Origin of the sequence: Yersinia sp. 1252 StPb PI, from assembly GCF_048593885.1 — a bacterium.
In the GTDB taxonomy this organism is placed as follows: domain Bacteria; phylum Pseudomonadota; class Gammaproteobacteria; order Enterobacterales; family Enterobacteriaceae; genus Yersinia; species Yersinia enterocolitica_E.
Genome location: NZ_JAZGQE010000053.1, coordinates 1 through 26,570 on the forward strand (window position 1 = coordinate 1; position 26,570 = coordinate 26,570).

Sequence of the window (26,570 nt, forward strand, 5' to 3'; positions counted from 1 at the left end):
GGGTATTGCCCGTGGCACTATCTCTGATGAAGCTTCAGGGAAACAGTTACTGATACGCTCCCCCTATAATACTAATAAAAATAACAATATTCAGGGTGGGATTTTCAATTATTCAAGCGGGGAGTTTATGATACCCGACATCCCTGAGAGCAATTAGCGGTCGGTGATTTAATCTGCTGGCTGGTATTATAACAAAGGCACCCAAGGGTGCCTTTTCACTGATATAGCCGCTGCCCTGCATTTTACAGCGTAACGGCTTTAGATATAATCGCCCATTACATCCGTTCGACCGTCTGAATACCTAAAGTATCCAGACCTTGTTTTAGTGTTTTTGCGGTTAGCATCGCCAGTTTCAGGCGGCTTTGGCGGATCTCTTCACTTTCTGCATTGAGGATCTGACAGTGTTCGTAGAAGCTGGAGAATAAGCCTGCTAAATCATATAGGTATGAACACATCACATGTGGTGTGCCTTCACGGGCCACGGTAGTGATGACCTCTTCAAACTGCAACAGACGGGTAGCCAGTGCCGCTTCACGGTCCTCGGTGATAACCAATGGCAATGTCAGGTTGCTTTCATCAATACCGGCACGTTTAAATACTGAAACCACACGAGTATAGGCATATTGCATATAAGGTGCCGTGTTACCGTCCAGTGCCAGCATGTTATCCCAGTCGAAGATATAGTCAGTGGTACGGCTCTTAGACAAGTCGGCATATTTCACTGCACCAATACCGACGGCGTCCACCACCTGCTTTAGTTCATCTGCGGGCATATCGGGATTTTTCTCGGCAATCAATTTGCCGGCACGCTCGATAGCTTCATCCAGTAAATCGGCAAGCTTCACTGTGCCGCCGGAACGCGTCTTAAACGGCTTACCGTCTTTACCCAGCATCATGCCAAACATATGGTGCTCAAGTGGTACTGACTCAGGAACATAACCGGCTTTACGAACGATAGTCCAGGCCTGCATCAGATGCTGGTGCTGGCGGGTATCGATGTAATACAGCACGCGGTCTGCACCCAAGGTTTCATAGCGATATTTGGCACAAGCGATATCTGTGGTGGTGTAGAGGTAACCGCCATCTTTTTTCTGAATGATGACGCCCATTGGCTCACCATCTTTATTTTTATACTCATCCAGATAGACCACGGTTGCGCCTTCGCTTTCGACCGCCAGCCCTTTGGCTTTCAGATCAGCAACAATACCCGGCAACATGGCGTTATACAGGCTTTCACCCATGACATCATCTTTGGTCAGTGTGACATTCAACCGATCATAGGCAATCTGGTTTTGCGCCATGGTGATATCGACTAACTTGCGCCACATCTGGCGGCAATACTCGTCACCGCCTTGCAGTTTTACTACATAAGCGCGGGCGCGTTGGGCAAATGCTTCATCTTCGTCATAGGTTTTCTTGGCTTGCTGATAGAAAAGTTCCAGATCCGATAAGCCCATATCACTGGCATTTTCGTTCTGCATCTTTTCCAAATAGGCGATCAACATGCCGAACTGGGTTCCCCAGTCACCCACGTGGTTAGCGCGAATAACATTGTGTCCCAGAAACTCTAAAGTGCGCACCGCTGCATCGCCGATGATGGTTGAACGCAGGTGGCCGACATGCATCTGTTTGGCCACATTGGGGGCAGAGTAGTCAACGACAATAGTCTGTGGCTCAACGGGAGTAACTCCAAGCTTCGGCGCGGTCAATGCCTGCTCTACTTTGCTGGCAACCCATTGGCGGTCAAGAAATATATTGATAAAACCGGGGCCGGCAATCTCAACTTTGCTGGCAATACCTGAAAGATCAAGCAGCTCGATGACTTTTTCTGCCAGTTGCCTTGGTTGCATGCCAAGTTTTTTGGCAACGGCCATTACGCCATTAGCTTGATAATCGCCAAATTGAGCTTTAGCAGATTGGCGAACCTGAGCTTCGCTATCTGCTGGAGCACCTGCTGCAATCAGCGCCTGGCTGACTTTATCTGAGAGAAGAGCCTGAATATTCACCGGGTTACCTTAATTACGCACAAAAGACAGATTAATGACGCACAAGAAAATCTCTGTGCCAGTTAATTCAAACAAGGCCAAAGCCTTTCACCACAAAAATGATGGGCGGCAGAGCCGTCTGGCAGAGGGTTAGTCACAAGATGGCAGGATTTATACCATATTTGACCCTCGGCGTCAGCATCAGGCCAGTGGTTGTCGCTAATCTCATGGCTAAATAGATTAACCGGTTATTTTATTAGCAATGGCGAATGCGAAAGAACAAAACGGTTAGATTAAATATGGCTGATTAGCGGTAATAACGGTAGATTATGGCCGCGTTACTGCCCGCAATAACAATTCAAAAGGAGAGCCGGATGCGTAGCCTGAAAGATATTGCCGAATTACAGGACTTATTTACTGACTTACCATGCTTTGAGCAAAAACTGGCTGGCTTCGCCACGCGATTGAATTTGGATTTAATGCAATTTAGCGCTGATCATATTTCGTTACGTTGCCACCAAGTCGAAACCGCGCAACGTTGGCGCAGTGGGTTAGCGCAGTGCGGTGATTTGATGTCCGAGACACTGATCAATGGTCGGGTGATTTGCCTGTTCGACTTGGCTCAACCTCTGGTGGTTGGGCCATGGCTGATCGATTGCGTGGAATTACCCTATCCGGGGAAAACACATTACCCCCATCAGGGATGGGAGCATATCGAGCTAGTCTTGCCGGGGGACCCGCATACCTTGAGGTCACGCGCTCGTGCTTTATTACCAGCCACATTACCGGAGGGTATCAGCGAGAAATTCAGTTCTCCACAAGGGGAACATGAGCGCTTAGCCAACCCGACACTGGCGGTGAGTGATGGTGAGATAACCATTAAGTTCCATCCCTATACTTTGCGGCAAATTATAGCCAGCGAGCAAAATATTTAACGTTAATGGGGTATTTATTTTGATAGCGACTTTCACTTATGGTTATCACTGTGACTGACATCTACTCATAGATTTAAAATGAGTGCCATAGTAAACGCTTAAGTATGTTTTATTAGTTTCTGTTTTTACTTGAGAGCGATCTTCGCTATTTATTCAACAGGTAAATTATTTAGTTCTTATTTATATGCCCGTAAGTAAGCGGGTATAGATACTGTCGCAGTGGCGTTCGTCAAACGGGAGAGAGAATGACTATATTGGAAATTTGTTGCTATAGCGTTGATTGCGCGCAGATAGCAGAAAAGGCAGGAGCCGACCGGATTGAATTGTGCTGCGGTCAGTCCGAAGGGGGCTTAACACCCAGCGTTGGTACATTAATGCAAGCCAATGAAACTGTTACTATTCCGGTGCATCCTATCGTAAGGCCTCGAGGCGGCGATTTTTGTTATAGCAATAATGATTTTGCAATCATCAAAAATGATATCGCGCGGATCCGTGATATGGGATTTGCGGGCGTAGTGGTTGGTGTACTGGATACCGACGGTCACATTGATATGCCACGGATGCGGGAGATAATGTCCATCAGTGGCCCATTGGCGGTCACTTTCCACCGGGCATTTGATATGTGCCAGAACCCAATGATTGCCTTACAGCAATTAACTGACCTGAATGTGGCGCGGATTTTAACCTCGGGCCAGCAGCCAAATGCTGAGCTGGGGTTGGCGTTATTAAAAGATTTGCTGGCTGCAACCCAGGATAAAGGGCCGGTTATCATGGCGGGCGCTGGGGTTCGTTTGACGAATATGCAAAAGTTTATTGATGCCGGTATCCGTGAGCTGCACAGCTCTGCCGGGCGGGCGGTCCCATCGACGATGAAATATCGCAAAGCGGGCGTCACTATGTGTGCAGACAGTGATGTTGATGAGTTTGCCCATTATTGTGTTGATGGTGATGTTGTTGAGGCAATGAAGAGTTTATTAGTGATGGGCCGCCCCCTCTCACAAAGTGCCTAGATCTTTCAACCGCGCTGCCAACCGTTGTACACTGCCCCGGCCAATTACGCCGGGGCAGCTTTATTATGGCTTACGCGCAATTAATACCGCTCGGAGGGGAGCAGGGTAGCCTTCCACCGTTTTACTCGGGTCATGTGGGTCAAGAAACTCGGCTAACGATTCGCTGGTCATCCAGTCAGTACGGCGTTGTTCATCGGTGGTGGTCACCGCCATATCAGCGATCCTGACATCGACAAACCCACACTTTTCCAACCAGGCTTTCAATGCCGGTGCCGATGGAATGAAATATACGTTGCGCATCTGAGCGTAACGGTCACCCGGGACTAACACCTGTTGGCTATCGCCTGCAACGACTAAGGTTTCAAGTACCAGTTCACCGTCGCTGACCAACTGATTTTTGAGCTGATAAAGGTGGTCCAAAGGTGAGCGACGATGATACAGCACCCCCATCGAGAATACGGTATCAAAGGCTGCCAGTTCCGGCAGCTGTTCGATACCCAGTGGCAACACATGCGCTCGCTGATCCCCCCCTAGCAGTTTACGAATAGCTTCAAATTGGCATAAAAACAGTTGCATTGGGTCGATACCGACGGCCAGATGGGCACCTTCGCCAATCATGCGCCACAAATGATAACCACTACCACAACCGACATCCAAAATGCTACGGCCAGCCAGTGGGCTGATATGGGGTAACACCCGTTGCCATTTCCAGTCAGAACGCCATTCAGTATCAATATCCAGCCCATATAGCGAGAATGGGCCTTTGCGCCACGGCATCAGCGCACGCAACATATTCTCCATCCCTTCCCGCTGACCGGCAGAAATCGGGGGGGACATTTCTGCCCGTACCCCGTCACGCAAATCCAATGTGGTCGGTGTCAGTAACGGCAAATGCTCTACCGCATTAAACCAGGTTTTAAACTTGCCGTGTAACGACTCACGCTGCCAGGCACTGAGCTGAGCGGGCAGGGTATCTAACCATGGGCTTAACGGTCCTTTGGCAATCAGCCGGTAAAAATCGCCAAATTCAATCATTGCGCCTCTCCTGCTTTCAGGGCGATCAGTGAACCAAAGTTAAAGCATTGAAACCAGACTTCTGCGTGTTCAAAACCCGCCTGATGCAAGCGTTGTTTATGGGTTTCAACCGAGTCGGTTAACATGACGTTCTCCAGCATGCTGCGTTTCTGACTGATTTCCAGTTCGCTATAGCCATTAGCGCGCTTAAAATCGAGGTGCATATTGAACAGTAATTCGCCAATATCGTTATCTTCAAAATTGAATTTTTCGGATAACACCAGAGCACCTCCCGGGCGTAACCCTTGGTACACTTGGTTAAGTAGCCGCTGGCGATCTGCCGGTTCAAGGAATTGTAGAGTGAAGTTAAGCACCACCATGGAGGCATTTTCCAGCCGAATATCCAGAATATCGGACTCCACAACCTCCACCGGCGTTTCTGCCCGGAAAGCATCAAGATGGCGGCGACAACGTTCGACCATTGCTGGCGAGTTATCCACGGCAATAATTTTGCAACCTTCAGCCTTAATATTACGGCGCATTGACAGGGTGGCCGCACCCAGCGAGCAGCCGAGATCATAAATCTGGCTGTGAGGCTGCACAAAACGTTCCGCCAACATGCCTATCATCGAAATAATATTGGAGTAACCAGGGACCGATCGCTGGATCATATCGGGGAACACTTCAGCAACTTTTTCGTCGAAGGTCCAGTCACCTAACTTGGCAATAGGGGCAGCAAATAGGCTGTCACGCAGTGGCTCGATAGCCTCAGCCGGATGGCGTTGTGCGTCGTTTTGAGATTGAGTGTCGCGATTTGGCATGACTGTCATTGGCATTAACAAGAAATTTAAGGCGCATATTATAACAGAAAACCAAACGCATTAGCGTGATAATGCGTGAGAAGAGAGCTGATAGACACAGATGAGCGTGAAGGCGGTAGTCAGCCGCCCAAACTAATAGAACTCCGGCGATGGGGACCTCGCAACGGAACAAGCGATAAGCCTATCAGGTCAGACTGAAAATCTGATCCCAAGGCAAGTAGTAAATATTAGCTATAACCATTAATACCAAAGAAACATAGGTGGCGCTCATCCCGGAGCGACGCCAGCGAATTTCGCGATGGCGTAAACCATAATAATGCAGCAGGCGGCCAACTATCAGCATTAATCCACAGATATGGATCATCCACGTTTCAGCACCGTTCATCTCCATCATAATGAGCAAAATGACAGCAATAGGGATATATTCTACGGCGTTCCCATGTACCCGGATAGCGGTTTGTAATTCATAAAAACCGCCGTCGCCATAAGCTACCCGGTACTGGTTTCTCAATTTAACCACATCAAATGAAAGCTTTATCAATAACAGTGCGCCCAACACGACATAAAGCGAGCTAACCATTTTCAACTCCATTGCCCAACCATAGACTGGCGGAATAATGATAACCGCCTGTTGGGTCACTGTCGCTAGAAAAATCGATGGATTGTCATTTCTTGAGGTTCAGTTTAGTGTTTGGAAAGATGAGCTTAAAACAACGTCACTTGTTCAGGCCAGTCAGGTGGGGTTACTAGCGTCGGTATGTGTGCTGCCAACTGTTGCCATAGCTTTTGCGCTTGCTGCGGCGAGTCGCTGTTATCTGGTGTGTGAATGAATAAATAAGGCTGATATTGCTGTTCCCACAGTGGCAGTCTTTGTAACCATGGCGAAAATAGAGCCAAATTATCATCTATTTGGTCGCCACCAATAAATCGCACCAAGGGGTGACTGCCAGTGACGACAGCATGAACAGGGAGGCGGGGTTTCTTGCTTTGTGCATCCCGTACGGCCGCAGTTGCTGGTTTGGCGGCATGAATAGCGCGGCTATCTAATATTACCCGATTGATTGACCGTTGGTGCAAACCTTGATTGAGCGCCAACTCAGCAGCACCTTTGGCAAAAAACTCAGGATGACGCACTTCGACCCCATAATTGAAGCCTGCGGGCAATTTATCGAGAAATTGCCACAAATGGTTCAACGCATTAGGCCCAAATGCGGCGGGCAACTGTAACCACAACTGGCCAATGCGTTCATGCAGTGGGGCCAAACAGTGATAAAAAGCCTGTAGATCTTGCTCACATTCGCGCAAAGCCGCCTGATGGCTAATCGTCGAGGGGAATTTAAAGCAAAAGCGGAAACTGTCCGGCGTCATATCACGCCAGCGCTGTACTATTTCCAGCCGTGGCAATGCATAAAACGTGGTATTCCCTTCAACACAATTAAAGTAGCGGCTATAGTCAGCTAAATCCTTGATACCCAGCCGGTTCCAGGTTGGGTGTTGCCATTGCGGCAGTCCGATATACATATTTTACCCTTCTTACTTGGCGCTACAGCGTTGTTAGCTGCACTCATTACTCGGCCCATCCATGGGCCTCACCTCTGCGAGGCCGCTGCAAGCAGCGTTCAAATCTGCTCCCGGCAAATTTGTCACCCGAATCACTGACTAATGTCAGCTCATCGAGATTAATGAGCCTCATACTGAGGCTCACCCTGCGGGCTAGCATAAATGCTGTTCAAATCGATTCCCGACCGATTTGTCATTCATTTGCTGCCTAGCTGTAACACCAATTAATTTGGGTAAACTTTTCTTAGTTGGTACTACTGCGTTGTTAGCTGCGCTGACGTTATAGCGTTACGCGTTAAGGGCCGCAAGAATTTCGCTACTGCTGCGCACGCGGGATATCCGCGGGAAAATATGTGTAAATGCGAACTGCTGCATCTCGCTGCTCGCCGTACTGCAACCATCTTCGGCAATCACCAACTCATAACCGTGCTCCCAAGCGGCACGAGCCGTTGATTCCACACCGATATTGGTGGCAATCCCCGCCAATACGATGGTCTTTATGCCGCGTCGGCGCAATTGTAAATCCAAATCTGTGCCACAAAATGCGCCCCACTGGTGTTTAGTAATTTTGATATCTTGATCAGCCACCGCGAGTTGTTCGGGGAACGTCCACCATGAGTCTGGCAACCCACCCTCGGGGGCAGGGCTTGGCTGATCTACTGGCTGTTTTAGTGCCTCGGCGAAGGAGTCAGACCAACCCACTCGCACCAAAATCACCGGAGCACCCAGCAGGCGAAACTGCTTTGCCAATTGTGCGTTGGTGGCGATGACCTGTTCAGCCGTATAGGGGCCTTTGGCAAAAGGTAAGATCCCTTGTTGTAGGTCAATCAGTACCAGTGCGGTGGTTTTTGCATCAAGTTTCATTCTGTTACGCCTCAATATCATTATGCGAAAGTCTGGATGAGCGGTTCCACCTGCTGACCCGTTGTTGCTAGCATATGTTATCGGGCGGTCCTTGTGAGGGGATAAATTTGTTAAATGATGTGTTAAAACATCGCTGAAAGGGATTTTGTCATGCCTGAGCTGTGCGTTCGCTCTTATCTATACCATGAAATTCCTTTATAATGGCCCCCATTTTTCAAGACTCTTTAATCCAAAACACCTAAGAAAACAGTCGCACGGACAGTGCATAACGCGTGTGGCATCGGCTGAGTAAAAGGATATTGTATGCGTACTGAGTATTGCGGGCAGTTGAATCTGTCCCATGTGGGCCAAAGCGTTACACTTTGTGGTTGGGTTAACCGTCGTCGTGACCTCGGTGGTCTGATTTTTATTGATATGCGTGATCGCGAAGGCATCGTTCAGGTATTTTTCGATCCAGACCATAAAGCCGCTTTTGAACAGGCTTCAGAGTTGCGTAATGAGTTCTGTATCCAGATTACCGGCACCGTGCGCGCGCGCCCAGATAGCCAAATCAATAAAGATATGTCGACGGGTGAAGTGGAAATCTTTGCCAATGCGCTGAATATCATCAACCGTTCTGAGCCGTTGCCACTGGACTCTAATCAGACCAACAGTGAAGAACAGCGTCTGAAGTATCGCTATTTGGATTTGCGTCGCCCGGAAATGGCCGATCGCCTGAAAACCCGTGCAAAAATCACCAGCTTTGTCCGTCGCTTTATGGACAGCCATGGTTTCCTCGATATTGAAACCCCAATGCTGACCAAGGCAACGCCAGAAGGTGCGCGTGACTATCTGGTGCCAAGCCGGGTACACAAAGGCAAGTTCTATGCATTGCCACAATCACCACAACTGTTTAAACAGTTGCTGATGATGTCTGGCTTTGACCGCTATTATCAGATCGTAAAATGCTTCCGTGATGAAGATTTGCGTGCTGACCGCCAGCCTGAATTCACCCAAATCGATGTTGAAACCTCTTTCATGACCGCCGATCAAGTGCGCGAAGTGATGGAGAAACTGGTGCGTGAATTGTGGCAGGAAACCAACGGTGTCGAGCTGGGTGATTTCCCGGTGATGACTTTTGCTGAAGCTATGCGTCGTTTCGGTTCTGATAAACCAGACCTGCGTAACCCAATGGAATTGGTGGATGTTGCGGATCTGGTTAAAGACGTTGAGTTTAAAGTCTTCTCTGGCCCGGCAAATGATGTCAAAGGTCGTGTCGCTGCACTGCGTGTTCCCGGTGGCGCACAGGTTACCCGTAAGCAAATTGATGAGTACGGCCAGTTTGTCAGCATCTATGGCGCGAAAGGCTTGGCATGGTTGAAAGTCAATGACCGTACAGCCGGCGTTGAGGGTGTACAAAGCCCAATTGCGAAATTCCTCAGTGCAGAGGTGCTGGAAGCCATTCTGGCTCGCACTCAGGCTGAAAGCGGCGATATCCTGTTCTTTGGAGCCGATAGCAACAAAATCGTCACTGACGCGATGGGTGCATTGCGTCTGAAAGTAGGTCGTGATCTGGAACTGACCAAATTGGGAACATGGGCGCCGCTGTGGGTTGTTGACTTCCCGATGTTTGAAGATGATAGCGAAGGCGGCCTAACGGCGATGCATCATCCGTTTACTGCACCAAAAGAGATGAGCCCAGAGCAATTGGCTGCGGCACCGACTACGGCTATCGCCAATGCGTACGATATGGTGATTAACGGTTATGAAGTGGGTGGCGGTTCCGTGCGTATTCACCGTACCGAAATGCAGCAACAGGTGTTTGGTATTCTGGGTATCAATGAACACGAGCAACGTGAGAAATTTGGCTTCCTGCTGGACGCATTGAAATATGGCACACCACCACACGCAGGTCTGGCTTTCGGTCTGGATCGTCTGGTGATGCTGCTGACCGGTACTGATAACATTCGCGATGTCATTGCTTTCCCGAAAACCACTGCGGCGGCTTGTCTGATGACCGATGCGCCAAGCTTTGCTAATCCTGCTTCTCTGCAAGAGCTGTCAATCAGCGTAGTGGCGAAGAAAGGGGCAACAGACGTAGCGGAAGAAGAGAATCAGTAATGAATTATAAGCGCCCCGAATCAATACTGGCGGTGATCTACGCCAGATCCAGTGGTCGGGTGTTGATGTTGCAACGGCGTGATGATCCTGATTTCTGGCAGTCGGTGACCGGCAGTCTGGAAGAGGGGGAAGCGCCGCGGCAAACCGCACAGCGCGAAGTAAAGGAAGAAGTCGGCATTGATATACTGGGTGAAAACCTTGATCTACTCGACTGCCAGCGTTGTGTGGAATTTGAACTCTTTGTGCATTTGCGCCGTCGCTATGCGCCGGGTGTTACGCGGAATAAAGAACATTGGTTCTGTCTGGCGTTACCCGAAGAGCGGGATGTGGTTATCACCGAACATCTTGCCTACCAGTGGTTAGATGCTGCAGATGCCGCAGCATTAACTAAATCCTGGAGTAATCAGCAAGCGATTGAAGAGTATGTTCTTTATTCAAGCTAGTATTTTTGGAGATACTTATTTATGGCAGGTCATAGTAAATGGGCCAACACAAAACACCGCAAAGCGGCACAGGATGCTAAGCGCGGTAAGATTTTCACTAAAATTATCCGTGAGCTGGTGACTGCGGCACGTCTGGGTGGTGGTGATCCCGGTGCAAACCCACGTTTACGTGCGGCCATCGATAAAGCGCTATCGAATAATATGACGCGTGACACCCTGAACCGCGCAATTGCCCGTGGTGTTGGTGGTGACGAAGATAACAATATGGAAACTATTATTTACGAAGGCTACGGACCTGGCGGCACTGCCGTGATGGTTGAATGTCTGAGTGATAACCGTAACCGTACCGTATCTGAAGTCCGCCATGCATTCACTAAGACCGGCGGTAATTTGGGAACCGATGGTTCTGTTTCCTATCTGTTTACCAAAAAAGGCGTCATTTCTTACGCACCAGGTTTGGCTGAAGATACCGTGATGGATGCGGCATTGGAAGCGGGTGCCGATGATATCGTGGTATATGATGACGGTGCTATTGACGTGTTCACGGCTTGGGAGTCACTGGGCGCGGTGAAAGATGCTTTGGATGCAGCGGGTCTGGTGGCAGAAGGTGCTGAAGTTGCGTTGATTCCATCAACCAAAGCGGATTTGGATGCGGAAACCGCACCAAAACTGCTGCGTTTGATCGATATGCTGGAAGATTCTGATGATGTGCAAGAGGTTTACCATAACGGTGAAATCTCTGATGAAGTGGCGGCAACATTGTAAAACAGCGTCATCTCATCCGGTTGTTCAATGAGTTATGTCATTCTCTCTGGCCGCATTCTGTGGCCAGTGTTTTTAGAGGCCCCCCCGGTATTGCACAGGTACGGTGCCTTTGCTCATTAATGTTACTCAACATAGTATTAATGAGAAGCAATGCAGCGAATAAGGTAAAAAACTGGTATGGCGATCGTATTAGGCATCGATCCCGGTTCTCGTGTCACCGGTTATGGCGTTATTCGCCAGCAAGGCCGTCAGCTCACTTATCTGGGCAGCGGCTGTATCCGCACTGTTGTTGACGATATGCCTACTCGTCTGAAGCTAATTTATGCTGGTGTGACTGAAATTATCACTCAGTTCCAACCTGATTTTTTTGCTATTGAACAAGTGTTTATGGCGAAAAACCCGGATTCGGCGTTAAAGCTGGGGCAAGCACGTGGCGCTGCAATTGTTGCTGCGGTAAACCTGAATTTACCGGTTTCTGAATATGCAGCCCGTCAGGTAAAGCAAACTGTGGTGGGAACCGGGGCGGCAGAAAAAAGTCAGGTTCAACATATGGTGCGTTCACTGTTAAAACTGCCAGCGAATCCCCAGGCCGATGCGGCCGATGCATTAGCTATTGCGATAACCCATTGCCATCTTAGTCAAAATACCTTGCGATTGGGCAATGACCAAATGACATTGGCGCGTGGCAGAATTCGCTAACCTATTACCAGACGCGAACAGGTTAACAGTTATTGTTGGCTGGATATCCATCCAGCCTTTTTTATGCTATAAACAGCCATTATGTTTATACCCGACCGCGGGTAAACGAGGAGAGAGTCAACGTGATAGGGCGCCTCAGAGGTATCATTCTGGAAAAACAGCCACCGCTGGTGCTGTTGGAAACAAACGGTGTTGGCTATGAAGTCCAATTACCAATGACCTGCTTTTATGAGCTGCCGGACTTGGGGCAGGAAGCCATTATCTTTACCCAATTTATCGTGCGTGAAGATGCTCAGCTTTTGTATGGCTTTAATGATAAGCAGGAGCGGGCGCTGTTTCGCGAACTGATTAAAGTTAACGGTGTTGGGCCTAAACTGGCGCTGGCCATTCTCTCCGGCATGTCTGCGCAGCAATTTGTGGCCGCGGTTGAACGGGAAGACATTACCACTTTGGTTAAATTACCCGGTGTCGGCAAGAAGACGGCCGAACGGCTGGTGGTGGAAATGAAAGACCGCTTTAAAGGTCTGAATGGCGATCTGTTCAATAATACCGGCGATATTCAGTTACCCGCCAGTTCATCGCAAACATCGGATGCCGATATTGAGGCGGAAGCTGCTTCGGCACTGGTTGCTTTGGGCTATAAACCACAGGAAGCCAGCCGTTTGGTGAGCAAAATTGCTAAACCGGGTGCTGACTGTGAAACCCTGATCCGCGACGCTCTGCGTTCCGCATTATAGAGTGAGTCATACAGGATGATTGAAGCAGACCGCCTGATATCGGCAGGTATTATCAGTGATGAAGAGAGCATTGATCGGGCTATCCGACCAAAGCTATTGGCTGAATATGTCGGGCAGCCCCACGTCCGCGAGCAAATGGAAATCTTCATTCAGGCGGCAAAACAGCGTGGCGACGCGCTTGATCATGTCCTGATTTTCGGCCCGCCAGGGCTGGGTAAAACCACATTGGCAAATATTGTTGCTAATGAGATGGGGGTGAACCTGCGAACTACCTCCGGCCCGGTCTTGGAAAAGGCCGGTGACTTAGCGGCGATGCTGACCAATCTTGAGCCACACGATGTCCTGTTTATTGATGAAATCCATCGATTATCGCCGGTTGTAGAGGAGATCCTCTATCCGGCAATGGAAGATTATCAATTGGATATCATGATTGGTGAAGGCCCCGCTGCCCGTTCAATCAAACTTGATCTGCCGCCATTTACCCTGATTGGTGCCACCACTCGCGCCGGTTCATTGACCTCTCCACTGCGTGACAGGTTTGGTATTGTGCAACGCCTGGAGTTTTATCAGGTGGCAGATTTAGAACATATTGTCGCGCGCAGTGCCAAGTGTATGGGGTTGGAACTGACGCCAGAAGGGGCTCATCAACTGGCGCGTCGTTCAAGAGGGACGCCACGTATCACTAACCGTCTGCTGCGCCGGGTGCGAGATTTTGCTGAAGTCAGAGCCGATGGCGCGATTAACGGCGATGTGGCGATGAAAGCGCTAGATATGCTTAATGTCGATGCCGAAGGGTTTGACTTTATGGACCGTAAGCTGTTGCTCGCCGTGATTGACAAGTTTATGGGCGGTCCGGTCGGGCTGGATAACTTGGCCGCCGCGATTGGCGAAGAGCGGGAAACGATTGAAGACGTGCTGGAACCTTATTTGATCCAACAAGGTTTTATTCAACGCACACCACGTGGGCGAATTGCCACCAATCATGCCTACAAACATTTTGGGATTACCCGCGAAGAGTAAATTTTTTGATGCAGGGCTGAGCCAATGCCAGCCCTGATGGAGTGATAGTCAGGCGGTTGCTTGTTCGCCGACAGGTATGTTAATCATTCGATTAAGCCATGGAATGAGTAGCGCCATAACCAATGCAATGGCCAGGGTGGTGATACCAATTTTGCCAAAAACATCGGTATAGATAGGCAGTGTTTCGAGTGGGTCTGTTATCCCTTCAGGTGTCGCGGTAAAGGTGGCAACATAACCGCCAATCAGGAACGATGCGGCTTGCGTCAGGAACCACATCCCCAGAATAAAGCCCATCAGATATTGCGGTACCAGTGCCGCCACCATCGCTAAACCTAAAGCACTGATCATCAATTCCCCCAGGCTCTGGAATAAGTAAACCAGAACGATAAACCAAGGTGATGTCAGACCTTGTGCATCAGCAAACCACATCCCCGCGGCGGCCGCTGTCAGAAAACCCAGTGAACATAAAAACATACCTAAAGTAAATTTGGCCGGCATCGATAAGTCACGGTTTTTACTGCCCAGGCGGGTATAAATTGAGGCTAAAATCGGGCTGGCCACCACTACCCAGAATGGATTTAGTGCCTGGAAACTCACCGGATTGATAGTGAAACCAAGAATTTCATGATGAACATTATTGATGGCGAAGAAGTTGAGTGACGTTGGCATCTGTGCATACAGCACGTAGAAGACGATAGCTTCAATCATCAGAATAAAAGCGACATACATTTTATTGCGGCCTAATTTATCCTGCTTAAATGCTTCTTTGAAAAAGATAAATACCACAATCAACGATAAGACGATCAGCACCAGATTGGCAATCACCACATGGTTCATTAACCAAGCGCAGAGACATATCATCACCGCACTACCAGCCAGTACCAGTAGCAAGTTTCGCCAATTTAACGGTTTAGCATCAGGCTCGGAACCGATATGACTCACCATATGGCGGCAGCAGAAATAGACCAACAAAGCAAAAATCAAACCAATACCGCACAAATAATAGGTCACGGTATAACCGAAGCGTTCGGCAATAACCGGAGCCAATGACAGTGAAATTAGGGAGCCGATATTGATCGACATGTAAAACAAGGTGAAGGCCCCATCAAGGCGTGGATCTTTGGGGGGATAGCATTTTGATAATAGGCTAGCCGGATTAGCTTTAAACAAACCATTACCGACAGCAATGGTCCCCAAAGCAAAGAAGATTAGATTTGGGTTATACAGTGATAAACCGGTAGCAAAGTATCCGAGAGCCAGCACGATAGCGCCTAATACCATGGTGCGTTTAGTGCCTAATAAATGGTCGCCGACATATCCACCAATCGAAATCAGGCCATAAACCAAAGCGGCAAAAGCCCCAAAAGTGACAAACGCTTGTTCCTGTGAAAACCCTAACTGCTTCACGAAGAAAACAGCAAGAATACCTTGAACACCGTAATAACCGAACCTCTCCCATAGTTCGACAAAGAAAATCATGAAGAATGGTTTGGGTTGCTGAAGTAAACCAGTGGGTGTGGATCTATCCATGAGAGCCGCCTCTGCGGAATAATCATTCTGCGTAAATTGTGAGCATACAAGCCCATGCAGAAATGAAAGATGTATCTGCATAACCATTATATTGCTCATTGATTTGAGTGATAGGCAGGGTATTACACTGCAATTTTATTGTATTTGTGGTTGATCACACTAATTAAAATATAAAATACAGAATTGATGATTGTTGGAATGTTTAGCAATAGACGCTAATCGTGAACGAGGTTATTGCTATTAGTGGCGGGAGTTAATGGTTTGACAACATTAATGGTAAGGGTGGATAGGGGGGTTATTACTCTAAACCCCCCTTTAATCGAGCAATTATCCACGCGCCTTTTGTGACAGGCTAAGTACAAACATGACCGCCGCACAAAGTACTACTGAAGGCCCGGCGGGGGTGTCATAGAAAGCAGAGAATGTCAGACCACCGGTCACGGCAACAATACCAATACCGATGGCAATTCCAGCCATCTGTTCGGGGGTTCGGGCAAAACGACGAGCTGCCGCGGCAGGAATGATTAGCAGTGAGGTGATAATCAGCGCGCCAACAAACTTCATCGACAGCCCGATAGTCAGTGCGGTGACCAGCATTAGCAACATCCGTACCCGTTCCAGGTTGACCCCATCAACATGAGCCAGCTCCGGGCTAACCGTCATTGACAGCAGTGCCCGCCATTGCCAGCACAGCACTGCTAACACCACAATAACACCTACGGCAATCAACCAGATATCACTCAGTGTTACGGAAAGCAGATCACCAAACAGATAGGCCATTAAATCGACCCGGACATTATGCATCAGACTCACGACCACCAGGCCCAGTGATAATGCGCTGTGAGCCATGATCCCCAGTAGCGTATCGACTGCTAACTGTGGGCGACGTTCTAACCACACCAGAATCACGGCTAATACCATGGTCATTACAATCACGGCATAAAACGGATTCACATTTAGCAGTAAACCAAAAGCCACACCCAGTAAGGAGGCATGGGCCAGAGTATCACCAAAATAGGACATTCGACGCCAAACGACGAACGACCCCAGCGGGCCGGCCGCTGTTGCCAATAATACTCCTGCTAGCCAGCCAGGTAGCAATAATTCAATCATGCCTCACGACTCCCGCTGTTCTTCAAAATAATCTTTCCGTGCAAATCGTGTCGATGATTATGGTGGTGGCGATAAACCGCTAGCTGCTCAGCGCCACGATTGCCAAACATGGCAATAAATTCAGGATGAGTGGAAACCACCTCTGGTGCGCCAGAACAGCAGATATGTTGGTTAAGGCATAATACTTCATCAGTTTTGGCCATCACTAAATGCAAGTCATGGGAAACCATCATAACAGCACAGCCTAACTCTTTACGCAGTTGCTCGATTAAGTCGTATAGCGCTAATTGCCCATTAACATCAATACCTTGCGTTGGTTCATCCAGTACCAGTAACTGCGGTTTGTTCAGTAATGCACGGGCTAACAGCACGCGTTGGTTCTCACCACCAGACAGCCTTTGCATGGGTTGGTCTAATAAATGTGCTGCATGCACACGCTTGAGTGCCGGCAGGATATCCGCCTTTTTGACACCCGGTTTCAAACGCATAAAACGGCTTACAGTGAGCGGTAATGTGGCATCCAAATGGAGTTTTTGCGGAACATAACCGATGCGTAAGCCCGGCTGACGGACAAGCGTGCCGCTGGTGGGAGGAATCAGCCCCAGTACCACGCGAACCAGCGTCGATTTACCGGCACCATTTGGCCCAAGCAGGGTGAGAATTCTTCCCGGTCGCAGTGAAAGGGAGATATCGTTCAGTACCCGCCGACTACCAAAAGTGACGGATATATTATGTAGAGTTACCAATGTGGACATTATGATTACGTTTGCAGAACCGAGTGAATGTTATAATATTACGCTTTACCCAACAAAACGTCGAGAATTCGTATTATGTTACATAAAAAAAAATGGCTAAAGTGGGCAATGCTAGCCAGCGCAATTTTAATTGCCAACCCATTTAATATTGCCTCAGCGGCGGTCGTTACATCAGTACGGCCATTAGGTTTTATTGCCTCTGCCATTGCCGATGGGGTGTTACCAACGGAAGTATTATTGCCCGATGGTGCATCGCCACACGATTATGCGCTTCGTCCGTCGGATGTCCAGCGGTTACGCAGTGCCGAGCTGGTTATTTGGGTCGGACCAGAAATGGAAGCATTTTTAACAAAACCATTGACACAAGTTGCTGATAATAAAAAGATTGCACTGGCTGAGTTACCTTCAGTTACACCTTTATTGATCAAAGGTGACGAACATGATGAACATGAAGGTGAAACCGCAGGGCATGACCATGATCATGCTGAAGATAATCACAGTGACGAGCACCATCATGGCGAGAACAACATGCATATTTGGTTGTCGCCAACGATTGCGAAACAATCTGCAATCGCTATTCACGACAGATTATTGGAACTTATGCCACAAAATAAGGACAAATTAGATGCAAACCTGCGCCGATTCGAGGATCAACTAGCGCAAAACGAAAAAAATATTGCTACTATGTTGAAGCCTGCCCAAGGTAAGGGATATTTCGTCTTTCATGATGCCTATGGCTACTTTGAAAAACACTTTGGCTTGAGCCCGTTAGGGTATTTTACAGTCAATCCCGAAATACAGCCTGGTGCGCAGCGTTTACATCAAATTCGAACACAGTTGGTTGAGCATAAAGCGATATGCGTTTTTGCTGAGCCACAATTCAGGCCGGCCGTCATTAATGCCGTTGCTAAAGGAACAAATGTGCGTTCAGGCACCTTGGATCCCTTGGGCAGCGGCATCGTATTAGGCAAGGACAGCTATGTGAACTTTTTGTCTCAGTTGTCGAACCAATACGTGAGCTGCCTGAAGTAAGATTAAAAGGATACTCATAAGTGCAGCAGATAGTCCGAACTATCACCTTGGCGTATAACAATCTCCCTCGACCCCACCGTATTATGCTGGGGTCGTTGACTGTAATGACTCTGGCCGTAGCTGTTTGGCGGCCTTTTGTTTATCACCCCGAGCATGAACCTGTCGCTAAGAGCGTGGTATTAGATACCAGCCAAACCCGCATTTTATTACCTGAAGCCAGCGAACCCATCGATCAGCCCACGCCTGATGATGAAATTCCGCAAGATGAGCTAGATGCCAAAGATGTCAGTGAAACCGGTGTTCATGAGTATGTGGTTTCAACTGGGGATACCCTAAGCAGTATTCTTACCCAGTACGGCATCGATATCTCTGATGTGTCGCTGTTGGCGACGCAAAACCGTGATCTGCGTAATTTGAAGATAGGGCAGCAAATCTCTTGGACCGTCAATGATACCGGTGATTTACAGCGCCTGACTTGGGAAGTTTCTCGTCGTGAAACGCGGACTTATGACCGTGTTGGCAATAATTTCAAAGAGACCAAAGAGCTACAAAAAGGTGAGTGGAGCAACAAGGTTCTGACGGGGCGCCTTGATGGCAGCTTTGTCACCAGCGCCAGGAAGGCGGGCTTGACGGCTTCCGAGATTCGCGCGGTCACTAAAGCATTACAGTGGCAGCTTGACTTCGCTAAACTGCGTAAAGGTGATCAATTCTCGGTTTTGATGTCACGTGAAATTCTTGATGGTCGCAGTGAGCAAAGCCAACTGGTCGGGGTGCGTATGCGTTCCGGTGGTAAGGATTACTACGCTATCCGTGCCGATGACGGTAAATTTTATGACCGGCTTGGTTCTGGCCTGGCCCGTGGTTTCATGCGTTTCCCTACCATGAAGCAATTCCGGGTGTCGTCAAACTTTAACCCACGCCGCCTAAACCCGGTAACCGGGCGTATTGCCCCGCATAAAGGTGTGGATTTCTCTATGCCTGTCGGGACGCCAGTACTCGCCGTCGGTGATGGGGAAGTCGTGATCGCAAAACGCAGTGGGGCGGCGGGTAACTATGTTGCTATCCGCCATGGTCGCCAATACACCACCCGTTATATGCATCTGAAAAAGTTGTTGGTCAAGCCAGGTCAAAAAGTAAAACGTGGTGATCGTATCGCATTGTCAGGTAATACTGGCCGCTCTACTGGTCCTCATTTGCACTATGAATTCTGGATGAATCAGCAAGCCGTTAATCCATTAACAGCTAAATTACCGCGCTCAGAAGGCTTGAGTGGTAAAGACCGCAGTGACTATCTGGCTATCGCCAAGCAGGTCATTCCGCAGTTACAACTGGATTAACCACTATCCAGTAACCACTATCTACCGGAGTGTTATACCCAGACCGTGGAGTTGCAGGGGGCAGCAAACCTACCAATCCCAATGAACTTAGGTTAAGTGATTCGGGTGAGTGGGAGTAGCTAGCAACCCTGCGGCTTCAAGGATGAAAGGTATACTATTATTAGCCCACAGAATTCCAAGAGTTCCCCCATGCATAAAGATAAAAATGACGCCGCTGGCTTTATTCCGGTATTTAAGAAATCTTTCCTCCACCCACGGTTTTGGGGGGTATGGTTGGGGGCCGGTTCTATGGCTGCGATGGCTTATGTGCCACCGAAATTCCGCGATCCTTTGTTAGCAGGGATTGGCCGTCTGGCGGGCAAGTTTGCCAAGAGCGCCCGTCGTCGCGCGCGGATTAATCTTCTTTATTGTATGCCAGAGCTGCCAGAAGCTGAGCGCGAACATATCATTGACCAGATGTTTGCCACTGCGGCGCAACCGTTGATGATGATGGCAGAACTGTGCTTTCGTGAACCGAAGAAAGTACTCTCTCGGGTTCATTGGCACGGTTTGGAGATTCTTGACGAGTTGCAGCAGCAGCAGCGTAATGTCATTTTGTTGGTGCCACATGCCTGGTCGATCGATATACCGGCAATGCTGCTCGCAGAACAGGGCAAACCGGTTGCCGGTATGTTCCATCATCAGCGCAATCCGCTAGTTGATTATTTATGGAATAGTGCCCGTTTGCGGTTTGGTGGGCGAATTCATGCGCGTGAAAGTGGCATCAAGCCATTTATCAGTTCAGTGCGCCAGGGGTTCTGGGGCTACTATTTGCCGGATGAAGATTATGGCCCTGAGCAAAGTGAATTTGTTGATTTCTTTGCCACCTATAAGGCGACCTTGCCAGCAGTAGGGCGTTTGATGAAAGTATGTCGTGCGGCAATCGTACCGATGTTCCCAGTCTATAATTATCGCGAACACCGCCTTGATATCTATATTCGTCCACCGATGGATGATTTGGCTGATGCTGATGACGCCTATATTGCCCGCCGTATGAATGAAGAAGTTGAGTTGTTGGTCAAACCCAACCCGGAGCAATATACCTGGATTCTTAAGTTGTTGAAAACCCGTAAAGAGGGTGAGATAGAGCCTTATGTTCGTAAGGATATTTAACCGTCGCTATCGTGATTAAACATAAAAAAAGCCCGCACATTTTAGTCGCGGGCTTTTGCATTTATTGGCTACAATAAACTATTCAACACGTAGGATGCGGCTGGTATTGGTCGTACCAATAGTCCCCATCACATCGCCCTGCGTTACAATAACCAGATCACCTGAGACCAGGAAACCTTTATCTTTCAGTCGGCTGACAGCTTCACTGGCCGCCAGAACACCATCAGTATGGGTATCACAATAAACTGGCGTGACACCACGGTAGATTGCCGTCAGATTTAAAGTATGGTCATGACGCGACATCGCAAAGATAGGCAAACCGGAGCTGATACGGGACATCATCAGTGCCGTACGGCCAGATTCGGTCATGGCGATAATGGCAGTGATACCTTTCAGGTGGTTTGCTGCATACATGGTCGACATCGCGATAGCTTCTTCGACATTGTCGAATTGCACATCAAGGCGGTGTTTAGACACATTGATACTTGGGATCTTCTCTGCACCCAGACAAACTCGTGCCATAGCAGCAACCGTTTCTGCTGGATACTGACCGGCAGCGGTTTCTGCTGACAACATAACAGCGTCAGTACCATCTAGCACGGCGTTAGCAACGTCCATCACTTCCGCACGGGTTGGCATCGGGTTGGTTATCATTGACTCCATCATTTGAGTCGCGGTGATAACCGCACGGTTAAGCTGACGAGCACGGCGGATCAGTTTCTTCTGAATTCCCACCAGCTCTGGGTCACCAATTTCCACCCCCAAATCACCACGGGCAACCATCACCACATCAGAGGCCAGGATGATATCATCCATAGCTTCATCGGTTGCGACCGCCTCAGCACGCTCAACTTTCGCCACGATTTGTGCATTACAGCCAGCATCACGCGCCAAACGGCGGGCATAATGCAAATCTTCGCCAGTCCGTGGGAACGAAACAGCCAGGAAGTCCACCCCGATTTTAGCGGCGGTAATAATATCGGCTTTGTCTTTTTCTGTCAGCGCTTCTGCCGACAGACCGCCACCGAGCTTATTAATGCCCTTATTATTGGAGAGAGGGCCACCGACAGTAACTTCGGTGAACACTTTCATGCCCTGGACTTCAATGACTTTTAATTGTACCCGGCCATCATCCAGCAGCAAAATATCACCAGGAACCACATCAGCGGGTAGGCCTTTGTAATCGATACCGACTTTGTCTTTATCACCTTCGCCTTTTGCCATATTGGCATCGAGCAAGAATTTATCATGTACGTTAAGGAATACTTTGCCTTCCTTAAAAGTAGATACCCGGATTTTAGGACCTTGCAAATCGCCAAGAATAGCAACATGGCGCCCTAATCTTGCAGCGATCTCACGGACTTTATTGGCCCGCAACACATGATCTTCGGCGCTACCATGGGAAAAATTCAGGCGGACTACGTTAGCACCAGCAGCAATAATCTTTTCCAGATTATTGTCGCGGTCGGTAGCCGGCCCCAGTGTAGTAACAATCTTGGTCCTTCTGAGCCGTCTGGACATCTCTTACTCCGTTGACTGATGAAGCATGGTGTTGTTAAAACAGCGGATAATGAATCCGATAGTAAAATGTAATTAAGATCAAATTTTACGACGACATGCGATACGATAACCCTGTTTTACCACACAGCGCCATGCATGTTATCCGCTTGCGGATGTAAAACGATTGATGCAAAAATGGCCCCATCCGGCACCACCAATACATCAATGACAACATTACAAAAGCGAGCTATTTACCCCTTATCGGGTTTGGTAACGTTTACCGCCGCCATACAAGGACTATTTTCCAATAATACGTCAAATTATTACTCGAGAAGATGCGCTAACACAACACAAAGCGACTTCTGCCCTTGGCGTTATTCACCGCTGTTGACGCGCGGTGAACCTTTATCAAAGCGCGATTCTTTCAAGGCGTCTTTCACTCGTTTCAGGTTATCCCTGAATTTTGCTCCACGCCGTAGGGTAAACCCGGTTGCCAGCACATCAATTAATGTCAATTGAGCAATACGGGAGACCATCGGCATGTACATATCAGTATCTTCCGGCACATCCAGCAGCAGTGATAGTGTTGCTTCATTTGCCAGCGGTGTATCGCGCGAGGTGATAGCAATCACTGTGGCATCGTTTTCACGGGCTAAGTGGGCCAACTCGACCAGGTTTTTCGTCCGGCCAGTGTGAGAGATCAATACCACCACATCACCCTCACTGGAATTCATACAACTCATACGTTGCATAACGATGTCATCGAAATAAATTACCGGAATATTGAAACGGAAAAATTTATTCATCGCATCGTGGGCAACCGCGGCAGAGGCGCCAAGGCCAAAGAACGAAATTTTCTTCGCCTGAGTCAGTAAATCTACTGCCCGATTAATGGCCGCAATATCTAAATTGTTTTTCGCCATATCCAAGCTGGCCATGGTCGATTCGAAAATTTTTGTCGTGTAAGCGGCTACACTATCATCTTCTTCAACATTGCGGTTCACATAAGGTGTGCCATTTGCCAGACTTTGCGCCAAATGCAGTTTAAAATCAGGGAAACCTTTGGTGTCCAGTCGGCGGCAAAAACGGTTAACCGTCGGTTCGCTAACGTTCGCCATTTTGGCCAGTGTCGCGATACTTGAATGGATGGCAGTTTGTGGGGAGGCGAGGATCACCTCAGCGACTTTCCTTTCTGATTTGCTCAGGAGGTCCAGACTATTTTGGATATTTTCCAGCGTATTCATATATCGAGAGTCACCCATGGGTTTTACCGATTTCATTTAAAGGAGAAATCTATGCCGGTTTAATGAAAATATACTACGAGCTGGGACCCGTTGGCAGTGGCATAGGGTGGGAAGTAAGGTTTTTTCACCAGAATATGACCTGTGTCTAATTTTCATAATGGTAAATAGTTGTCAAAAACGTCATAAAATTACATTTTAAAGTTGCACGGCCTTATTTGGCGTGGCCTGGCACTCTGATGGATGTTTTTTAACCTTTTTTGCTCTGCTTTTATCTGGGTTTACTGGCTATAGTCAAAGAGAGTACATTAGTAATGTAAGAAAATTACAAATATCCTGCAACGAGGAGAATAACATGGCGGTAACTAATACAGCCCAGGCAGCCCAGGCGTGTGATCTGGTGATTTTCGGCGCTAAGGGAGACTTGGCTCGCCGGAAACTGCTGCCTTCCCTTTACCAATTAGAGAAAGCGGGTCACATCCACCCAGATACTCGCATCATCGGCGTAGGCCGTGCCGAGTGGGACAAAGACGCGTACACAGCCGTGGTAAAGGAAGCCCTCGATACCTTTATGAAAGAGAAGATGGATGATGAATTGTGGCAAAAGCTCAGTTCTCGTCTCGACTTCTGTAATTTGGATGTCAATGACAGCAAACACTTTGCCAAATTGGGCAAGATGCTGGATCAAAAAAATCGTACCACCATTAACTACTTTGCCATGCCACCCAATACGTTTGGTGCAATTTGTAAAGGATTGGGCGAAGCAAGGCTGAATAAAGAGCCTGCTCGTGTGGTAATGGAAAAACCGTTAGGGAAGGATCTGGCCTCTTCTCGGGTGATTAACGATCAAGTGGCAGAATATTTCAACGAGTGTCAGGTTTACCGTATCGACCACTATTTAGGTAAAGAGACGGTACTGAACCTGTTGGCTCTGCGTTTTGCTAACTCACTGTTTGCTTCTAACTGGGATAATCGCACTATTGACCATGTGCAGATCACGGTTGCCGAAGAGGTCGGGATTGAAGGGCGCTGGGGCTATTTTGATCAGGCCGGCCAGATGCGTGACATGATCCAGAACCATCTGCTGCAAATCCTGACCATGATTGCCATGTCACCGCCAGCAGATCTCAGTACTGACCGTATTCGTGATGAAAAAGTGAAAGTACTGCGATCATTGCGCCGTATCGACCACACCAATGTGCGGGAAACCACAGTGCGTGGTCAGTATACCGCCGGTTTTGTCCAGGGTAATAAAGTACCCGGCTATCTGGAAGAGGAAGGGGCGAATAAGAACAGCAACACTGAAACGTTTGTTTCTATCCGTGTCGATATTGATGACTGGCGTTGGGCTGGGGTGCCGTTCTATCTGAGAACCGGCAAACGCCTGCCAACAAAATGTTCTGAAGTGGTGGTTTACTTTAAAAACCCGGCACTGAATCTGTTCCGCGAGTCTTATCAGCAATTGCCTCAAAACAAGCTGACGATCCGCTTGCAACCGGATGAAGGTATCGAGATTGAAGTGCTGAATAAAGTGCCAGGTCTGGAGCATAAACACCGTCTGCAAACCACCAAGCTGGACCTCAGCTTCTCCAAAACCTTTAACGAGCAGCATATTGCTGATGCCTACGAACGTCTGTTGCTGGAGACCATGCGTGGTATTCAGGCACTGTTTGTGCGCCGCGATGAGGTTGAGGAAGCGTGGAAATGGGTCGATTCCATTATGGATGCATGGGCGGCTGACAATGACGCACCTAAGCCATATCAATCTGGAACCTGGGGGCCGGTGGCATCCGTTGCCATGATTACCCGCGACGGTCGTTCATGGAACGAGTTCGAATAAATATCCGTCATACTTCAAGCTGCATGTGTGTTGGCCGCCTTTGTTACTCGGCCCGTCCATGGGCCTCGCTTGTGCGAGGCCGCTGCAAACAGCGTTCAAATCTGCTCCCGGCAGATTAGTTACCCCAGTCACTTACTTGTGTAAGCTCCTGGGGACTTGCTTAGTTGCCGCCTTCATGCAACTCGAATTGTTTAGGATATAAATTATTTATTATTCGATAACAGCGCCTCACTTAGGCGCAATAATAAAGAGTCGTTAGCTGGCTCGCATTGTGATTCTTTATGGCAGGCAGAAGCAGGAATGCATGTTCTGCCTGCCATATTTCAACTGGCACCCTCGGGTGAGTACATGCCAATCGGCATAAGTGGAGATAACAACTGATGAAAAGCTGGAAAACGAGCGCAGAACAGATCATGACCGCAGGCCCCGTGGTCCCGGTGATTGTGATTAATAAGCTCGAGCAGGCGGTACCGTTGGCAAAAGCCCTGGTGGCTGGCGGTGTTCGGGTGCTGGAAGTGACGTTGCGCACCCCTTGTGCTGTTGAGGCTATCCGTGCTATCGCAAAAGAAGTTCCTGAGGCGATTGTCGGCGCAGGTACTGTGCTCAATCCACAGCAGTTGGCTGATGTGGTTGAGGCTGGCGCGCAATTTGCTATCAGCCCAGGGCTGACTGATGAATTACTTAAGGCAGCCACTGAAGGCTCAATCCCATTAATTCCTGGGATCAGTACCGTTTCAGAACTGATGCTGGGTATGAGTTATGGCCTGCGTGAGTTTAAATTCTTCCCGGCAGAAGCTAACGGTGGTGTTAAAGCATTGCAAGCCATCGGCGGCCCATTCTCGCAAGTGCGTTTCTGCCCAACCGGCGGCATTACCCCGAATAACTACCGTGATTACCTGGCGCTGAAAAGCGTATTGTGTATTGGCGGTTCATGGTTGGTTCCGGCAGATGCGCTGGAAAAAGGGGACTACGCTCGTATTACTGAATTAGCCAAACAAGCCGTGGCGGGTGCAACAGCATAAGCTGTTCTAACCTCCTGAACTGACGAGATAATTCGCATAATCTCGTCAAACTATAAACCTCTGCCATGCAGGGGTTTTGTTTTTTTAAAACCACT

The 26,570-nt window shown here is 48.6% G+C and carries 24 protein-coding genes; 13 read left to right on the forward strand and 11 right to left on the reverse strand.

Annotated features, from left to right (window positions below; all coding sequences use genetic code 11):
- Nucleotides 1-275 precede the first annotated feature (275 nt).
- Nucleotides 276-2,006 (reverse strand): arginine--tRNA ligase, encoded by a 1,731-nt coding sequence (gene argS / locus V2A85_RS10110; RefSeq protein ID WP_372558913.1) that lies wholly within the window; start codon nt 2,004-2,006, stop codon nt 276-278.
- A gap of 353 nt (nt 2,007-2,359) precedes the next feature.
- Here argS and V2A85_RS10115 point away from each other — a divergent pair, with 353 nt between their 5' ends.
- Nucleotides 2,360-2,920 carry a VOC family protein gene (locus V2A85_RS10115; RefSeq protein ID WP_372558914.1) on the forward strand — a complete coding sequence of 187 codons (561 nt, stop codon included), beginning with the start codon at nt 2,360-2,362 and terminating at the stop codon, nt 2,918-2,920.
- A gap of 245 nt (nt 2,921-3,165) precedes the next feature.
- Nucleotides 3,166-3,930, forward strand: a complete 765-nt coding sequence (cutC, locus tag V2A85_RS10120) for a copper homeostasis protein CutC (protein WP_083159007.1) — start codon at nt 3,166-3,168, stop codon at nt 3,928-3,930.
- A gap of 63 nt (nt 3,931-3,993) precedes the next feature.
- Here the strand turns inward: cutC and cmoB are convergent, their stop codons facing one another.
- The 5 genes from cmoB to V2A85_RS10145 form a co-directional block, all read right to left on the reverse strand.
- A complete protein-coding gene (gene cmoB / locus V2A85_RS10125) occupies nt 3,994-4,965 on the reverse strand; it encodes a tRNA 5-methoxyuridine(34)/uridine 5-oxyacetic acid(34) synthase CmoB (RefSeq protein WP_372558915.1) in 972 nt (323 codons plus the stop codon).
- Nucleotides 4,962-5,765 (reverse strand): carboxy-S-adenosyl-L-methionine synthase CmoA, encoded by an 804-nt coding sequence (cmoA, locus tag V2A85_RS10130; protein ID WP_420071350.1) that lies wholly within the window; start codon nt 5,763-5,765, stop codon nt 4,962-4,964. The genes cmoB and cmoA overlap by 4 nt, the downstream gene beginning before the upstream one ends.
- Nucleotides 5,766-5,949: 184 nt before the next feature.
- Nucleotides 5,950-6,345, reverse strand: a complete 396-nt coding sequence (locus V2A85_RS10135; protein ID WP_083163679.1) for an MAPEG family protein — start codon at nt 6,343-6,345, stop codon at nt 5,950-5,952.
- A 125-nt stretch (nt 6,346-6,470) separates the two neighbouring features.
- On the reverse strand, nt 6,471-7,286 hold the full coding sequence (locus tag V2A85_RS10140; protein WP_420071351.1) for a DUF72 domain-containing protein: 816 nt from the start codon (nt 7,284-7,286) through the stop codon (nt 6,471-6,473).
- 327 nt (nt 7,287-7,613) lie between these two features.
- Entirely contained in the window at nt 7,614-8,189 is a 576-nt protein-coding gene (locus tag V2A85_RS10145; RefSeq protein ID WP_420071352.1) for a hydrolase, read from the reverse strand.
- Nucleotides 8,190-8,492: 303 nt separating this feature from the next.
- Between V2A85_RS10145 and aspS the strand changes: the two genes are divergently transcribed.
- The 6 genes from aspS to ruvB all read left to right on the forward strand — a co-directional run bounded on the left by aspS (nt 8,493) and on the right by ruvB (nt 13,953).
- On the forward strand, nt 8,493-10,289 hold the full coding sequence (gene aspS / locus V2A85_RS10150) for an aspartate--tRNA ligase (RefSeq protein WP_420071353.1): 1,797 nt from the start codon (nt 8,493-8,495) through the stop codon (nt 10,287-10,289).
- Nucleotides 10,289-10,732 (forward strand): dihydroneopterin triphosphate diphosphatase, encoded by a 444-nt coding sequence (gene nudB, locus V2A85_RS10155; protein ID WP_372558919.1) that lies wholly within the window; start codon nt 10,289-10,291, stop codon nt 10,730-10,732. Before aspS ends, nudB begins: the two co-directional genes overlap by 1 nt.
- 21 nt (nt 10,733-10,753) lie before the next feature.
- Nucleotides 10,754-11,497, forward strand: coding sequence for a YebC/PmpR family DNA-binding transcriptional regulator (locus tag V2A85_RS10160; protein WP_083159003.1), 744 nt, complete (start codon nt 10,754-10,756; stop codon nt 11,495-11,497).
- Nucleotides 11,498-11,674: 177 nt separating this feature from the next.
- Nucleotides 11,675-12,196: a crossover junction endodeoxyribonuclease RuvC gene (gene ruvC, locus V2A85_RS10165; protein ID WP_005185237.1), complete on the forward strand. Its 522-nt coding sequence runs from the start codon at nt 11,675-11,677 to the stop codon at nt 12,194-12,196.
- A 122-nt stretch (nt 12,197-12,318) separates the two neighbouring features.
- A complete protein-coding gene (ruvA, locus tag V2A85_RS10170; protein WP_083159002.1) occupies nt 12,319-12,933 on the forward strand; it encodes a Holliday junction branch migration protein RuvA in 615 nt (204 codons plus the stop codon).
- 15 nt (nt 12,934-12,948) lie between these two features.
- A complete protein-coding gene (gene ruvB, locus V2A85_RS10175; RefSeq protein WP_083159001.1) occupies nt 12,949-13,953 on the forward strand; it encodes a Holliday junction branch migration DNA helicase RuvB in 1,005 nt (334 codons plus the stop codon).
- A 48-nt stretch (nt 13,954-14,001) separates the two neighbouring features.
- On the opposite strand, the gene dtpB is transcribed toward ruvB, so the two are convergent.
- The 3 genes from dtpB to znuC all read right to left on the reverse strand — a co-directional run bounded on the left by dtpB (nt 14,002) and on the right by znuC (nt 17,351).
- Nucleotides 14,002-15,483: a dipeptide/tripeptide permease DtpB gene (gene dtpB, locus V2A85_RS10180; RefSeq protein ID WP_372558920.1), complete on the reverse strand. Its 1,482-nt coding sequence runs from the start codon at nt 15,481-15,483 to the stop codon at nt 14,002-14,004.
- 327 nt (nt 15,484-15,810) lie between these two features.
- Entirely contained in the window at nt 15,811-16,596 is a 786-nt protein-coding gene (znuB, locus tag V2A85_RS10185) for a zinc ABC transporter permease subunit ZnuB (RefSeq protein WP_083158999.1), read from the reverse strand.
- A complete protein-coding gene (gene znuC, locus V2A85_RS10190; RefSeq protein WP_420071354.1) occupies nt 16,593-17,351 on the reverse strand; it encodes a zinc ABC transporter ATP-binding protein ZnuC in 759 nt (252 codons plus the stop codon). Before znuC ends, znuB begins: the two co-directional genes overlap by 4 nt.
- A 75-nt stretch (nt 17,352-17,426) precedes the next feature.
- Between znuC and znuA the strand changes: the two genes are divergently transcribed.
- From znuA to lpxM, 3 genes are all read left to right on the forward strand, one after another.
- Nucleotides 17,427-18,383, forward strand: a complete 957-nt coding sequence (gene znuA, locus V2A85_RS10195; protein ID WP_420071355.1) for a zinc ABC transporter substrate-binding protein ZnuA — start codon at nt 17,427-17,429, stop codon at nt 18,381-18,383.
- A gap of 20 nt (nt 18,384-18,403) precedes the next feature.
- Entirely contained in the window at nt 18,404-19,720 is a 1,317-nt protein-coding gene (gene mepM, locus V2A85_RS10200; protein ID WP_372558921.1) for a murein DD-endopeptidase MepM, read from the forward strand.
- Between the two features lie 189 nt (nt 19,721-19,909).
- Nucleotides 19,910-20,872 carry a lauroyl-Kdo(2)-lipid IV(A) myristoyltransferase gene (lpxM, locus tag V2A85_RS10205; RefSeq protein ID WP_372558922.1) on the forward strand — a complete coding sequence of 321 codons (963 nt, stop codon included), beginning with the start codon at nt 19,910-19,912 and terminating at the stop codon, nt 20,870-20,872.
- Nucleotides 20,873-20,950: 78 nt separating this feature from the next.
- On the opposite strand, the gene pyk is transcribed toward lpxM, so the two are convergent.
- Both pyk and V2A85_RS10215 read right to left on the reverse strand, forming a co-directional pair.
- Nucleotides 20,951-22,393, reverse strand: coding sequence for a pyruvate kinase (pyk, locus tag V2A85_RS10210; protein WP_372558923.1), 1,443 nt, complete (start codon nt 22,391-22,393; stop codon nt 20,951-20,953).
- Nucleotides 22,394-22,746: 353 nt separating this feature from the next.
- Nucleotides 22,747-23,634, reverse strand: a complete 888-nt coding sequence (locus V2A85_RS10215; RefSeq protein ID WP_372558924.1) for a MurR/RpiR family transcriptional regulator — start codon at nt 23,632-23,634, stop codon at nt 22,747-22,749.
- A gap of 334 nt (nt 23,635-23,968) precedes the next feature.
- On the opposite strand from V2A85_RS10215, the gene zwf reads away from it, so the two are divergent.
- Both zwf and V2A85_RS10225 read left to right on the forward strand, forming a co-directional pair.
- Nucleotides 23,969-25,453 carry a glucose-6-phosphate dehydrogenase gene (gene zwf / locus V2A85_RS10220; protein ID WP_372558925.1) on the forward strand — a complete coding sequence of 495 codons (1,485 nt, stop codon included), beginning with the start codon at nt 23,969-23,971 and terminating at the stop codon, nt 25,451-25,453.
- Between the two features lie 380 nt (nt 25,454-25,833).
- A complete protein-coding gene (locus V2A85_RS10225) occupies nt 25,834-26,475 on the forward strand; it encodes a bifunctional 4-hydroxy-2-oxoglutarate aldolase/2-dehydro-3-deoxy-phosphogluconate aldolase (protein WP_005163029.1) in 642 nt (213 codons plus the stop codon).
- The last annotated feature ends 95 nt before the right edge of the window (nt 26,476-26,570 follow it).

Bases quoted from the DNA above. Each gene is read 5' to 3' on its own strand.
- znuA (WP_420071355.1), top strand. From the start codon at position 17,427: ATGTTACATAAAAAAAAATGGCTAAAGTGGGCAATGCTAGCCAGCGCA.
- V2A85_RS10140 (WP_420071351.1), bottom strand. From the start codon at position 7,286: ATGTATATCGGACTGCCGCAATGGCAACACCCAACCTGGAACCGGCTG.
- V2A85_RS10225 (WP_005163029.1), top strand. From the start codon at position 25,834: ATGAAAAGCTGGAAAACGAGCGCAGAACAGATCATGACCGCAGGCCCC.
- dtpB (WP_372558920.1), bottom strand. From the start codon at position 15,483: ATGGATAGATCCACACCCACTGGTTTACTTCAGCAACCCAAACCATTC.
- znuB (WP_083158999.1), bottom strand. From the start codon at position 16,596: ATGATTGAATTATTGCTACCTGGCTGGCTAGCAGGAGTATTATTGGCA.
- lpxM (WP_372558922.1), top strand. From the start codon at position 19,910: ATGCATAAAGATAAAAATGACGCCGCTGGCTTTATTCCGGTATTTAAG.
- V2A85_RS10115 (WP_372558914.1), top strand. From the start codon at position 2,360: ATGCGTAGCCTGAAAGATATTGCCGAATTACAGGACTTATTTACTGAC.
- V2A85_RS10145 (WP_420071352.1), bottom strand. From the start codon at position 8,189: ATGAAACTTGATGCAAAAACCACCGCACTGGTACTGATTGACCTACAA.
- V2A85_RS10135 (WP_083163679.1), bottom strand. From the start codon at position 6,345: ATGGTTAGCTCGCTTTATGTCGTGTTGGGCGCACTGTTATTGATAAAG.
- cutC (WP_083159007.1), top strand. From the start codon at position 3,166: ATGACTATATTGGAAATTTGTTGCTATAGCGTTGATTGCGCGCAGATA.
- V2A85_RS10215 (WP_372558924.1), bottom strand. From the start codon at position 23,634: ATGGGTGACTCTCGATATATGAATACGCTGGAAAATATCCAAAATAGT.
- cmoB (WP_372558915.1), bottom strand. From the start codon at position 4,965: ATGATTGAATTTGGCGATTTTTACCGGCTGATTGCCAAAGGACCGTTA.
- pyk (WP_372558923.1), bottom strand. From the start codon at position 22,393: ATGTCCAGACGGCTCAGAAGGACCAAGATTGTTACTACACTGGGGCCG.
- aspS (WP_420071353.1), top strand. From the start codon at position 8,493: ATGCGTACTGAGTATTGCGGGCAGTTGAATCTGTCCCATGTGGGCCAA.
- V2A85_RS10160 (WP_083159003.1), top strand. From the start codon at position 10,754: ATGGCAGGTCATAGTAAATGGGCCAACACAAAACACCGCAAAGCGGCA.
- nudB (WP_372558919.1), top strand. From the start codon at position 10,289: ATGAATTATAAGCGCCCCGAATCAATACTGGCGGTGATCTACGCCAGA.
- zwf (WP_372558925.1), top strand. From the start codon at position 23,969: ATGGCGGTAACTAATACAGCCCAGGCAGCCCAGGCGTGTGATCTGGTG.
- znuC (WP_420071354.1), bottom strand. From the start codon at position 17,351: ATGTCCACATTGGTAACTCTACATAATATATCCGTCACTTTTGGTAGT.
- ruvB (WP_083159001.1), top strand. From the start codon at position 12,949: ATGATTGAAGCAGACCGCCTGATATCGGCAGGTATTATCAGTGATGAA.
- ruvC (WP_005185237.1), top strand. From the start codon at position 11,675: ATGGCGATCGTATTAGGCATCGATCCCGGTTCTCGTGTCACCGGTTAT.
- cmoA (WP_420071350.1), bottom strand. From the start codon at position 5,765: ATGCCAAATCGCGACACTCAATCTCAAAACGACGCACAACGCCATCCG.